The 12,874-nt window shown below is 45.5% G+C and carries 10 protein-coding genes; 7 read left to right on the top strand and 3 right to left on the bottom strand.

What is annotated here, in order from left to right:
- Positions 1–559 precede the first annotated feature (559 nt).
- From H6F74_RS12535 to H6F74_RS12515, 5 genes are all read left to right on the top strand, one after another.
- Positions 560–1,252 (top strand): arylesterase, encoded by a 693-nt coding sequence (locus tag H6F74_RS12535; protein ID WP_190441378.1) that lies wholly within the window; start codon positions 560–562, stop codon positions 1,250–1,252.
- A 296-nt stretch (positions 1,253–1,548) separates the two neighbouring features.
- Entirely contained in the window at positions 1,549–3,663 is a 2,115-nt protein-coding gene (locus H6F74_RS12530; protein WP_190441375.1) for a TIGR00300 family protein, read from the top strand.
- Between the two features lie 204 nt (positions 3,664–3,867).
- Positions 3,868–4,662 carry an Rpn family recombination-promoting nuclease/putative transposase gene (locus H6F74_RS12525; RefSeq protein ID WP_190441372.1) on the top strand — a complete coding sequence of 265 codons (795 nt, stop codon included), beginning with the start codon at positions 3,868–3,870 and terminating at the stop codon, positions 4,660–4,662.
- A gap of 184 nt (positions 4,663–4,846) precedes the next feature.
- Complete coding sequence (locus tag H6F74_RS12520) at positions 4,847–5,665, top strand: Rpn family recombination-promoting nuclease/putative transposase (RefSeq protein ID WP_190441370.1); 819 nt, start codon at positions 4,847–4,849, stop codon at positions 5,663–5,665.
- A 352-nt stretch (positions 5,666–6,017) separates the two neighbouring features.
- A complete protein-coding gene (locus H6F74_RS12515) occupies positions 6,018–6,455 on the top strand; it encodes a hypothetical protein (RefSeq protein ID WP_190441368.1) in 438 nt (145 codons plus the stop codon).
- Positions 6,456–6,459: 4 nt separating this feature from the next.
- On the opposite strand, the gene H6F74_RS12510 is transcribed toward H6F74_RS12515, so the two are convergent.
- Together H6F74_RS12510 and H6F74_RS12505 are read right to left on the bottom strand one after the other, a co-directional pair.
- Positions 6,460–8,322: an N-acetylmuramoyl-L-alanine amidase gene (locus tag H6F74_RS12510; RefSeq protein ID WP_190441365.1), complete on the bottom strand. Its 1,863-nt coding sequence runs from the start codon at positions 8,320–8,322 to the stop codon at positions 6,460–6,462.
- A gap of 65 nt (positions 8,323–8,387) precedes the next feature.
- Positions 8,388–8,933, bottom strand: a complete 546-nt coding sequence (locus tag H6F74_RS12505; RefSeq protein WP_190441363.1) for a pyridoxamine 5'-phosphate oxidase family protein — start codon at positions 8,931–8,933, stop codon at positions 8,388–8,390.
- 496 nt (positions 8,934–9,429) lie between these two features.
- On the opposite strand from H6F74_RS12505, the gene H6F74_RS12500 reads away from it, so the two are divergent.
- Entirely contained in the window at positions 9,430–11,109 is a 1,680-nt protein-coding gene (locus tag H6F74_RS12500; RefSeq protein WP_190441360.1) for a CTP synthase, read from the top strand.
- Between the two features lie 118 nt (positions 11,110–11,227).
- The gene (locus H6F74_RS12495; RefSeq protein ID WP_190441357.1) at positions 11,228–11,647 is read left to right on the top strand and encodes a hypothetical protein; all 420 of its coding nucleotides are present in this window, start codon (positions 11,228–11,230) and stop codon (positions 11,645–11,647) included.
- Between the two features lie 105 nt (positions 11,648–11,752).
- On the opposite strand, the gene H6F74_RS12490 is transcribed toward H6F74_RS12495, so the two are convergent.
- A complete protein-coding gene (locus H6F74_RS12490) occupies positions 11,753–12,646 on the bottom strand; it encodes an ROK family protein (protein ID WP_190441398.1) in 894 nt (297 codons plus the stop codon).
- Positions 12,647–12,874: the final 228 nt, after the last annotated feature.

Here is a 12,874-nt window from a genome sequence, read left to right as displayed (position 1 = left end):
ACCCAGTCTGGGGCTGCTTTTTTACTGCATCTACTTAATCACAATCAATCCCAGAATTCAAGCCCCGCAACAAATGTCACTTCTTATACCTATTCTGTTTCTGCTATTTTGATTAGCCATTTTTAACATTTTTACATAACAAGTTCGGTAGAGCCGTTAATCTTAAGAAAGCCAGCGCTGTATCATTTCTTATCCAAGCAGGATTGATTGATATAGGGGGCATTATTTCAGTTATGTCGGGAACATCCTTGCCATTAGTCATCCTGATGATGTTGGCGCAAGGCATTTATTTGATTATCGATGCCCACCGCGCCGAAAAAAGTGTCAAGTAGACGAAGCGCGATCGCATCCTTCGTTTGTATAGCAATTCAAGGGTTGGGTGCAATACATATGTAGGGACATGGCAATACCATGTCCCTAGCAAGATCGGGAGAACGTCAGAACCGCGATATATTCCGCCCAACTGAGAAACGCTATATAGCCCCAAGTTTTAACCTGCGGGTTGGATGAATTTGGCAGAATTAAGAGAGTGCCAAAATAGCTCCTCACTCTCCCAAAAATGAAACACCGCCGATGGTATTGGTTCTTTAGTATGCTGTTTGCTTCGTTTTTCGCCGTTACCAGCTGCGCTAGTCAACCCGAAACTGTCAAAAACCTTAAAGCTGGCGCTGGTACGCAAATCATTGCTTTAGGCGATAGCATTACCGCTGGATATGGCGTAGCGCAAACCGAAGCTTATCCCAGCGTTCTCTCTCGTCAGTTGGGTATCCCAATTGTAAATCGCGGTGTCAGCGGCGATACAACTGCAATGGCACTTAGCCGCTTGCAAAAAGATGTGATTTCCGCCCAACCTTGGATAGTTATTGTGGGAATAGGTGGAAATGATTTCTTGGGAAGAATTCCCAAAACTGAGACAGAACAGAATCTGCGGCAAATAGTGACAACAATTCAACAACAAAAAGCAATTGTTGTGTTGTTAGGAATGAACCTTAGTTTACCGGAGCTGGGGTTAGCTAGAGATGAATACAACGAACTTGTCCAGCGCGTTGCTAAAGATACACAAGCGTACTTAATTCCAGATGTGCTGAAGGGAATAATCGATAATCCGCAATATCGCCAAGACGATATTATTCATCCAAACGCAGCCGGACAGAAGCTTTTAGCCGTTCGCGTTGCCCAAGGTTTACAGCCATTATTAGCAGATGCTACTTTTCCGAAGGCTTTATTGCAATATCGAAAAAGTAATGAATAATTGATAATTGGCATCTCTTAACTAGGCGAGTGTAATTAAACTTACAACTCGCTCTCCTCAAGGAAAACCCGGTTTTTTAGAAGAACCGGGTTTCTCTATTTTTGGTTTAATTTAACAATGAGTTTCTTTAACCAGTAGCTCCTATTTAGTCCCTAAAGTAATAGAATAGGTAGTTGCCTCTGGAGCCGACTTTCATAGCTCAAAGGAAAAAATTTTGTAACAAAATTGACAGAATTGGAGCATGGAAAGTCTGTATCCAATAGTATTTCGCATCTAATCCACCTGAGATTTTTTTTATGAGTTCCCCGATCCGCTTTTTGATGTGCGCTCCCGATCATTACGATGTGGATTATGTGATTAATCCCTGGATGGAGGGCAATATTCACAAGTCGTCACGCGATCGCGCCGTCGAGCAGTGGCAAAAGCTTCACCACGTCCTCAAAGACCATGCAATTGTTGATTTAGTTAAACCCCAACGCGGCGTGCCTGATATGGTGTTCACAGCCAACGCTGGGCTAGTGCTGGGAGATACTGTCGTTCTCAGTCGCTTCTTTCACAAAGAGCGACAAGGGGAAGAGCCATACTTTAAAGAGTGGTTTGAGTCGCAGGGCTGCACCGTGCATGAATTGCCCAAAGACTTGCCCTTTGAAGGTGCTGGCGATGCGCTGCTGGATCGGGAAGGGCGCTGGCTGTGGGCGGGGTACGGTTTCCGTTCGGAACTCGACTCGCACCCGTATCTAGCAAAGTGGCTGGATATCGAAGTGCTTTCCTTGCGACTGATGGATGAGCGATTCTATCACTTGGATACCTGCTTTTGTCCCTTGAATGGCGGCTATCTGCTGTATTATCCCCCAGCGTTTGATTCTTACTCAAACCGCGTCATTGAAATGCGAGTCGCGCCGGAGAAGCGAATTGCGATCGCAGAAGCGGATGCGGTGAATTTCGCCTGCAACGCCGTGAATATTGACAGCGTTGTAGTGATGAATAAGGCGAGTGAAAGCCTGAAAAAACGCCTTACCGATGTTGGTTTCCAAGTAATTGAAACGCCGCTAACGGAATTCTTGAAAGCAGGCGGTGCAGCTAAGTGCTTGACGCTGCGGGTGACGGAACCTGTGCGAACGGAAGTTCATGAATCTGTCTCCGTAGAGAGCCGCACGGTTCGCATGGAAGGGCATTTGCTGGACACTGGCTTAATCAACCGGGCTTTAGATTTAGTTGTGGAAAATGGGGGTAGTTTCCAGGTTCTCAATTTCCAACTGGGAGCACAGCGACAAAGTACCTCAAGTGCTGAGGTGAAGGTGTCGGCTCCTTCCCACGAAGTGATGGAAGCGATTTTATCGCAGTTGATTGATTTGGGTGCGGTGGATCTGCCTCAAGACGAGCGCGATGCGAAACTGGAACCAGTCCTGCAAGCAGGTGTAGCTCCCGATGATTTCTACGTATCAACTATTTATCCGACACAAGTACGGGTAAATGGGGAATGGATCAAGGTGCTGGGACAGCGCATGGATGGCGCGATCGCTATTACCGACACTTCCAACGGGATCGTGGCGCGGTGTAAACTGCTGCGAGATTTAGAAGTTGGCGATCGCGTAGTTGTCGATGTCGTCGGTATCCGCACCGTGCGTAAAACCGAATCGCGGGAAGTGCGAAATACCCAGGAATTCAGCTTTATGTCTGCTGGCGTTTCCAGCGAACGCCGCGTGGAATTGGTGGTTGAGCAAGTTGCTTGGGAACTTCGCCAAGTCCGGGATCAAGGTGGCAAAGTGGTTGTGACGGCTGGGCCTGTTGTGATTCACACTGGCGGCGGCGAACACTTGGCGCATCTGATTCGCCAAGGTTACGTGCAGGCGTTGCTTGGAGGAAATGCGATCGCAGTCCACGACATCGAACAGTCGATGATGGGAACCTCCCTTGGTGTGGATATGAAACGCGGCGTTTCTGTGCTCGGCGGACACCGCCATCACCTGAAGGTAATTAACATGATTCGTCGTTGCGGCAGCATCGATAAAGCGGTTGAGCAAGGTGTTGTCACCAGTGGCGTTTTATACGAGTGCGTCCGTGCTGGCGTGCCGTTCTCGCTGGCTGGTTCCATCCGCGATGATGGCCCTTTGCCAGATACCCAGACGGATATGATTAAGGCGCAGGAAGAATATGCCCGATTGTTAGAAGGCGCAGACATGATTTTGATGCTGTCGTCTATGCTACATTCCATCGGTGTCGGAAATATGACCCCAGCCGGGGTGAAAATGGTGTGCGTCGATATTAACCCAGCAGTGGTGACGAAGTTAAGCGATCGCGGTTCTGTGGAATCTGTCGGCGTTGTCACCGATGTGGGTTTATTCCTCAGCTTGTTGGTGCAACAGTTGGATAAGTTGACAAGTCCTTATCAAACTGCTCGCACTGTTTAATTTACTTGTAAGGTGGGTAATAAAAAGGCAAAAGGAAAATATCAAGACTTCTTTTGCCTTTTTATATCAAATGCGGTTTATTGCTGATAAAAAAAGAAACCCACTCCCAACCCATCTTTGCAGGCAATGGACAGATGGGGTTCTTCTTAATTACGGGCAATCAACCGGATTTAATATTATTCCTCATCTTAATTTCTAAACCTGGTGAAAACTGACTCGATTTTCTATCAACTATTTCAAAAGTTTCCCGGCATCTTCTTTGAACTCATCGGACAACCTCCCTCAACAGGCGATGCTTATGAATTCAAATCAGTGGAAGTCAAGCAAACTGCCTTTCGCATCGATGGTGTATTTCTACCTGCTGAAGATTATCCTAACCAACCTATTTACTTTGTAGAAGTACAATTTCAACGCGATACCAGATTCTATCAGCGGTTTTTTGGCGAAACATTTCTCTACCTCTCTCAATATGAACAATCAAACGATTGGCGGGGAGTAGTTCTGTTTAAAACTAAAAGCCAAGATCCAGGCGTGAAGCCACAATATCGGGAGTTACTGACGAGTCCGCGAATCAGGCGGATATATCTAAATGAATTAGGAGAAGCGGCAGAACAATCCCTTGGCGTGGGGGTGGTGAAATTAATCGTAGAAACTAGGAAAAAAGCAATTGATACGGCAAGACAGCTATTAAACAAAGCTGGACAGGAAATTGCCGATGCAGCCCTGAGAAAGCAAATTATAGAATTGATAGAGACAATAGTCTTGTACAAGTTGCCAAAAATGACTCGTCAGGAGTTAGAAGCTATGTTTGGATTTAGTGAGTTAAAGCAAACGAGAATCTATCAAGAAGCCCTCGAAGAAGGTGAAATGAAAGCCAAGTTAGAATCAGTCCCCCGGTTCTTGGCGTTGGGGTTGACTGTGGAACAGGTGGCTCAAGGTTTGGGTTTGACAGAGGAACAAGTAAGACAGGCATCTTCCTCTGGGCAAACTTCCGATTAATGTTATGTAAATGAGCCGAGATTTTAGGGTGCGATCGCATTCTCTCCCAAATGCGATCGCATTATCCTCAAGCAACATTTTTTCAGATATCCTCGACATGATATAACTCTAACAACAAGGGCGAGGAAGAAGAATAATTTCTTTCTCTTTTTCCTTTTCAATGCCCGCCCTATTTTTAAAACTGGTGAAAACTGACTCAATTTTCTATCAACTATTCCAAAAGTTTCCCGGCATCTTCTTTGAACTCATCGGACAACCTCCCTCAGCAGGCGATACCTATGAATTCAAATCAGTAGAAGTCAAACAAACTGCCTTTCGCATCGATGGTGTATTTCTACCTGCTGAAGATTATTCTGACCAACCTATTTACTTTGTAGAAGTACAATTTCAACGCGATACCAGATTCTATCAGCGGTTTTTTGGCGAAACATTTCTCTACCTTTCCCAATATGAAAAATCTAACGATTGGCGGGGAGTAGTTCTGTTTAAAACTAGAAGCCAAGATCCAGGCGTGAAGCCACAGTATCGGGAGTTACTGACGAGTCCGCGAATCAGGCGGATATATCTAAATGAATTAGGGGAAGCGGCAGAACAATCCCTTGGCGTGGGGGTGGTGAAATTAATCGTAGAAACTAGAAAAAAAGCAATTGATACGGCCAGACAGCTATTAAACAAAGCTGGAATTGAAATTGCCGATGCAGCCCTGAGAAAGCAAATTATAGAATTGATAGAGACAATAGTCTTGTACAAGTTGCCGGAAATGACTCGTCAGGAGTTAGAAGCTATGTTTGGATTTAGTGAGTTAAAGCAAACAAGATATTTTCAAGATGTCCAACAGGAAGCCAAAGAAGAAGGGCTGCAAGAAGGTCGATTGCAGGGTAAGTTAGAGGCAGTACCTCAGCTATTAATTTTGGGATTGACTGTGGAACAGGTTGCAGAGGCTTTGGGGTTGACAGAGGAACAAGTAAGGCAGGCATCTTCCTCTGGGCAAACTTCCGATTAATGTTGTGCCAAATGAGTCGAGATTTTAGGAAGCGATCGCATTCTCTCCCAAACGCGATCGCATCCTCATCCTTTCCCTACCCCATCAGTATCACCTATAAAAAGCATGATTATTTTTTACACTGTTTTTCAGCCATAACCCGCTTTGCTAATAAATAAATATGTGCTTCATAAATTGCTTTAAATCTGGCTGTATGTAAATTTTGGTAATTAGTCAAATATTTAGCCAAAACTTTAATTTTAAATTAATGATAATACTTACGGATTTAAAGTAGGCAATCGAGGGATTCTACTGAAGTAAAATTAATAAAGATAGAGAAAAATATAAGAAGTAATTTTATGAATATTATCGTATGTTAAAGCTTTCTACTTTAACTTTAGCTTTGACCGCAGCCTATGTTTTTTTACCAGGCAAGGCTGGTTTTACTCAAACTCCCGCCCCTGTTAATAACTCCCGCCCTGAGACACCATATTGCTATATGCAAACTCAGGCGGGATCAACTCTTGACTTAAGCAAATTGTGTGCCTCTAGTACTCCTATTCCTAATAGAAGGATTTATACTCCTCCTATTCCTAATAGAAGGATTTATACTCCTCCTATTCCGAATAGAAACATTAATACTGGAGGTGCTGCTGCCAGTAGTGCTAGTGGTTTCAGTAGGAGAGGTGGGATGAATTGTGTAACTACTGCCAGTTCTGCCAGTGCTTCGAGTAGTGTAAGCCGTGGAGGTGTTACAAGTAGCACCAGTGCTGCCAGCAGTTCCAGTGCTTACAGCTGTGTCGGTAACTGAGGATTCAGCGAGTCGCTTTGAACCATTGAGTAATGCCATTTGCGATCGCTTGCGCCATCCTCTGCTGTTCGCTGGGATTCGTAATCCATTCAAATTCCTCTGGATTGCTCATAAAACCGAGTTCTAGCAATACTGACGGTGCGGAGGCGGGACGAGCAAGCGCTAGGTTATTCCAAAAAACACCATAGGAAGGACGACCCCCTTCCTGCACTATGTGGTTATGTAGAAATACCGCTAAATCCTGAGCTTGGGGATGATACCAAAAAGTCCCGAATCCTTTGGTGTTTTGAGGATCGCCATCGTCGGGGAGAGAATTGTAATGGATGGAAAGCGCGATCGCGGGTTTCACTGCATCAATGAGTGCCGTCCGTTGGGGCAACGACAATTCCTTATCCGTCTCGCGGGTAAGATACACAGTAGCCCCCCGTGCAATCAGCTGATTTGCGATCAGCTTCGACACATATAAATTGGCATCTTTTTCCGCATAACCCGTAGGCCCCGCCGCACCCGATTCTTTACCGCCATGTCCGGGATCGAGAAGAATTTTGATCCCAGATAAAGGCTTGCTAGAGGACGCAGAACTCAAGCGAGGCGGATGGCGCAGAGAAAGCACCAAACTCGTCCCCTCGTATCTGACTGTATAACCCCATTGCTGGGCTTGTTTCAGATTAAAGGTATATTGCACCATTCCCGGCATTACCTGTTCCCAGTCAAGGCGAGAAATCACGGGATCGGGATCGAGGCGAATAATGTCTGTTTGGGCGGTGGTGTTGTAAAGTGTTAATCTCAAAGCGCGATCGCCTTGCTGCACAACTAGCGGTACTGGCACTTGCAAGGGAAAAATCACCTCTGTCGCACCGGGAACTTTACGCGCCCGGATACTGCGAATGTAGGTTCGCGGCGGTACTGCACCTTTAACAATTTGAACTTCCTGACTATTAATCCAACCGCCATAGTCTAAGCGCACCCATTCTCCTTCTCTACCTGTAACCGTTGCTTGCGTTCCTTTCGGTAGCGGCGTGAGGCGAGAATAATCTGTACTTGGCCCAGTTCTGGCGACACCAGCATCAACAATCACAGAAGCAACCTCTAGATTGGCTGGATTCAGAATCTGCACCTTACCAGGCCCAGTCTGAGTTGTAGAAGCAGGTGTTTTTGTAGTAGTCGGTTTTGGTTTGTCGTTTTCGGCAGGCTTTTGTGTAACCTGTAAGGGTTCTTGGGGAAGGGGAATGGGAAGACTAGGATTTGCTGTTTTCGGATTCATCGTCAATTGAAATTGAGGATGTCCTAAATCTGCTGCTGCGGCTGCTGCTGCACAACCCAGATATTGTCCGGCTCCAGCAATAGCATAAGGTTGATTTTGTTCGGTCAACGCGGCCGAATTTGCTGGTAATTGTACCACCTGGGGCTGTTCCATCAGGGGAATAGTTTGACCGCCCAGCGTGACAGAAACATCGCCATTTTCCGGAGCGATCGCGCCAAAACAAATTAGCTCTCCGGGCAGTCTAGCAATATCCACCGCCGGAGTCAGAGAATCTTTCGCAAATCCCAACCCTTTCGGTGGAGTTGGCTGTGTTGAAGTCCGCGTGACTTTTATTTTTACTTCTTGATTCTGATATCGAACCGTCAACAAATTCTCTCCCGGCTTCAGCCCAACGCTAGGCGCAAAATGCCCCTTTTTACTCCGTACAATAGCCTTTCCATTCACCAAAACCTGTCCTGTTGGTGGAGCCGTGCCGATCAGGAAAATCTTGTCAGATGTAGTTTTGTGGTTAGTTGGAGGATAGGAAATGTGGAGAGATTGTTTCGCCGATGCTGGCGCTGCCATGACCAAACTTAATACAGCAATTCCCAGGATGTTTTTCATTTGTCATTATTACCTAGTTTATTGCTAATAGCTAATTGTCTTTCCATTAGCAAATGACTAATATTTCAATCTTCTAAAAGTTTTGTTTCTAGCCCGTCAATACTTTTTTTATTCTTCACTTGCCAATATTCAAATATACCCTGTTCTCCTTTTTTATCTGCCCATTCTCGAATAGTTTTTCTTTCTTCTTGCAGTTCATAAACTGGTACGCCATAACCGCAAGATGTTTGCACAGAATTAATATTTAATACCATTATTTGGCGTTCCCCTAAGATGGGAGTGAAAAAAGCATAAAAATGTTCCCATTCTTTATCTCTGGGTAAAATAACTCTTCCCTGTCCGTATAAACGAAGAATCATCGGCTTTTCAGAAAAGCTGCAAAACATAATTGTCATGCGACCATTTTCATTAAGATGTGCTGCTGTTTCGTTACCACTACCAGTTAAATCAAGATAAGCCACTGTTACATCATTAATACAGCGAAAAGTATCTACTCCTTTTGGGGATAGATTAATCCGACCTTCCTTTGGTGCTGTGGCGGTAAAGAAGATTTTCTGTTCTTCGATAAAGTCTCTTAATGATGGATTCAATTCGGTGTAAAATTTAGCCATTTATAATTACCAAATCTAGAACGCAGCAATTAAAGTTATCAAATCCTTATTAATTTTAAAACCGCCAAGCATTACCAGTTATCAGTAGTTTAAAATTTCACCAGTCAGCTCTGGCGCTTTTGTTACCTTGAAATAGAGATGCTATCCTAGCCTCTGACTTGGGGTAATCAGCAAACCTGCCATTACCAAGAATCCTAGCAGCGATCGCACGCAAACTCTGGAATAGCGTAAGACAGGGTTTCAACTCTAGGATAGTAGCGATCGCCACTCAGTTGGAACTTGTCCCTATTCCGAGTCATTTGAGCGACTTAAAGCTTTGTAGCAGTTAACGTTGCGCGTTCCTAAAGGATAAGGTAAATTCAACAAAAGCCAATGCAGCTATCCAAAACAGGATTTCTCACCACTGACAACTGATTGCTACCGACAAACAAGTCGTTAACTCTGTGGCACAATTAACGGGGTGGGTTGCTGATCTGGCTCTTCTTTTTAGCATTTTATGACTAAGTTTGTCTTTGTTACTGGGGGCGTAGTTTCTAGCATCGGCAAAGGGATTGTAGCAGCAAGCTTAGGCCGATTGCTAAAGTCCCGTGACTATTCAGTTTCGATTTTGAAACTAGACCCGTATATTAACGTCGATCCGGGAACGATGAGTCCTTTTCAGCACGGCGAGGTTTTCGTGACGGCAGATGGTGCCGAGACGGATCTAGACTTAGGACACTACGAACGCTTCACGGATACGTCGATGTCTCGCCTGAATAGCGTCACGACGGGATCTATTTATCAGGCGGTGCTGAATAAAGAGCGTCGCGGCGATTATATGGGGGGGACGGTGCAGGTGATTCCCCATATTACCAATGAGATTAAAGATCGTATTCAGCGGGTAGCAAGAAATACTAACCCTGATGTGGTAATTACTGAGATTGGTGGCACGGTAGGGGATATTGAATCGCTGCCGTTTTTGGAAGCGATTCGGCAAATCCGCAAAGATGTGGGACGGCACAACGTACTATATATGCACGTAACGCTGGTGCCGTGGATTCCTTCAGCGGGGGAGATGAAAACTAAGCCGACGCAGCACTCTGTAAAAGAATTGCGCTCGATAGGGATACAACCAGATGTTTTGGTCTGTAGATGCGATCGCCCACTCGCACCGGGAATGAAAGAAAAACTCTCGGAATTCTGCGATGTTCCTGTAGAAAGCGTCATTACAGCAATTGATGCCAAGAGTATCTATGAAGTGCCGCTGATTTTAGAACAGGAAGGACTAGCGCAACAGACACTGGAGTTGCTGCAATTAGAAAAACGCCAACCCGACTTGAGCCAGTGGCAAACTCTCGTCAATCGTCTGTATAATCCAACTCATCAGGTAGAGATTGCCATTGTTGGTAAATATGTAAGACTAACTGATGCCTATCTCTCAGTAGTGGAAGCTTTGCGCCATGCAGCGATCTCGATGGATTGCGAACTTAACGTGCGTTGGGTCAGCGCCGAAAACCTGGAATTAGAAGGTGCCGAACCATACCTCACCGGAGTAAATGGCATCATCGTCCCCGGTGGTTTTGGTTCGCGGGGTGTCGATGGCAAAATTATCGCCATTGAGTACGCCAGAACCCATCAGATTCCCTTCTTGGGGTTGTGTTTGGGGATGCAATGTTCTGTAATAGAATGGGCGCGGCACCTTGCCGGATTAGAAGATGCCAACAGTGCAGAATTTGATCCTAATGGAACAAATCCAGTAATTAACTTGTTACCGGAACAGCAAGATGTCGTAGATTTGGGAGGGACAATGCGATTGGGTTTATATCCCTGCCGCCTGACACCCAATACTCTCGCTTTGGGCCTTTATCAAGACGAAGTGGTTTACGAACGGCACAGACATCGGTATGAGTTTAACAATGCTTATCGCAACCTGTTTTTAGAATCAGGTTATGTAATCAGTGGCACCTCACCTGATGGTCGGTTGGTGGAAATCATAGAACTACCCAACCATCCGTTCTTTATTGCCACCCAGTTCCACCCAGAATTCCGCTCTCGACCCAATACGCCTCACCCCCTGTTCCAGGGATTGATTCAAGCAGCGTTAGGTAAGCTTGACCGTGGAATTGCCCATCCTGACGACTCCAGAGAGCAGACCAAGGAAGATGCGACAACCCTCCAAGCAGCTGAGGTATCTTAACTGTTGCTTCAAGTTACAGCAGGACGTATTGCGATCGCAATACGTCCTGCTTTGGCGCGGGAGCTTGAATGGGAGAGTGTTGTCAGTGACAAAACTCACCTTTATGTGAGGAGGCCTTGTGGCGTATTGGATAAAAGTTAGTTATGACCGAAATGAATATGTAGTTGATCTTGACCGCATCAGTGCTTTTGCTTGCACCCAAAACGGTAAGGTAACGTTTTGGTTGCCTGATAGTGCCATCCCGATTATTATCAACCGCCAAAGTAATGCGGATGGCTATCAACAAGTCATGGACTATGTGCAGCAGGTAAGCTTCCACTCGATAGCGGCATCTTGGATCAAAGTTATTTATGAGCGCAATGAGTATGTAGTCGATCTCAACCGTATCAGTAGCTTTTCCTATTCTCAAAGTGGTAGGATAACCTTTTGGTTGCCTAATTGTGCCATTCCTATCATTATCAATAAGCAAAGCGATCCAGATTCCTATGAGAAAATTCTCGACTACATTAAACGGAAAACTGGACACGCATTCCTTTAAAAAAGGCTAATAGGTAATGGCTAATAGTAACAAAAAAAGCAATTAGCAATTAGCAATTAGCAATTAGCAATTAGCAATTAGCAATTAGCAATTAGCAATTAGCAATTAGCAATTAGCTTTCCCCCAAGCCAACTTTGCCGCACCCACCATTCCAGCAGAGTTGCCTAACTCGGCTTTCAACAGCTGCAAACCAGCACGAGAACTAGGCAGCACTCGTCGTTCAATTTCTGCCAGAACAGCTGGGAAGAAAAATTCTGCACTAGCACTAACGCCGCCGCCAATTGCGATCGCTTGCGGTGTCAAAACATAAATCAGACTCGCCAACCCAACACCCAAGTCGCGTCCGTAGTTTTCCCAAAATTTCAAAGCTTCTGCGTCGCCTGAAGAAGCCAACTTACCTAGTTCCTCTGGTTCTAACCCAGTGCGGCGGCGAATAGTTGGTACTGATAAATGTTGTTCTAAAGAACCTTGATTGCCACTATTACACGCAGGGCCATCTGGGTTCAAGGTAATTAATCCCAACTCGCCAGCAGCACCTTGATGACCGACGAACAGCTTACCATCCAGAATAATCGCACCACCGACACCAGTTCCCAGTGTCAGCAAAATCATATCACGGTAGTGACGACCTGCCCCTAACCAAGCTTCTCCCAAACCAGCACAGTTGGCATCATTAGCGAGAACTGTCGGTAAACCAGTTTTTGCCTCTAACCATTCTGCCAGGGGAACATCGTGCCAACCTGTGAGATTAATCGCTACTCTGGCAATTCTACCAGCAGCATCGGCGGGGCCGGGGGTGCCAAGACCAATAGCGATCGCGCATTTTTGGGGATCGAGGCGGGAAATGGCGGATGCGATCGCTTCCATTACCGCTTTTGGCGTCGCAGGTTGCGGTGTCGCCACACTAAAAGACTGCAAGCAAGTCCCATCCTCGCGGAATCTCCCCAACTTAATCGCCGTTCCCCCCAAATCGATACCAATTACTTCCCGATTCACCACAATCGTTCCCACATCCCAAATTTCATCCCATTCCACTATATTGCCGCTATGTGCAACTTTCACTCCACCGAGAGGCAATCCGTATATTCAACCAGTTAACTTTGAACTTGTAACCAATGCAAGAAGTTTCTGAGTCCCCCACTCCAGGTATTAATACGTGTATTTTTTGTCTTAATTGTAAAGTAAGGATGAAGTAAGGGGGGATTTGTATGAAGCTTTGGAGAATTA

It is taken from the genome of Trichocoleus sp. FACHB-90, assembly GCF_014695505.1.
In the GTDB taxonomy this organism is placed as follows: domain Bacteria; phylum Cyanobacteriota; class Cyanobacteriia; order Cyanobacteriales; family FACHB-T130; genus Funiculus; species Funiculus sociatus.
This window is presented reverse-complemented; position numbering and strand designations above follow the sequence as displayed.

Excerpts from the sequence above, each read along its gene's own strand:
- H6F74_RS12535 (WP_190441378.1), top strand. The coding sequence starts at position 560 with ATGAAACACCGCCGATGGTATTGGTTCTTTAGTATGCTGTTTGCTTCG.
- H6F74_RS12505 (WP_190441363.1), bottom strand. The coding sequence starts at position 8,933 with ATGGCTAAATTTTACACCGAATTGAATCCATCATTAAGAGACTTTATC.
- H6F74_RS12500 (WP_190441360.1), top strand. The coding sequence starts at position 9,430 with ATGACTAAGTTTGTCTTTGTTACTGGGGGCGTAGTTTCTAGCATCGGC.
- H6F74_RS12530 (WP_190441375.1), top strand. The coding sequence starts at position 1,549 with ATGAGTTCCCCGATCCGCTTTTTGATGTGCGCTCCCGATCATTACGAT.
- H6F74_RS12515 (WP_190441368.1), top strand. The coding sequence starts at position 6,018 with ATGTTAAAGCTTTCTACTTTAACTTTAGCTTTGACCGCAGCCTATGTT.
- H6F74_RS12510 (WP_190441365.1), bottom strand. The coding sequence starts at position 8,322 with ATGAAAAACATCCTGGGAATTGCTGTATTAAGTTTGGTCATGGCAGCG.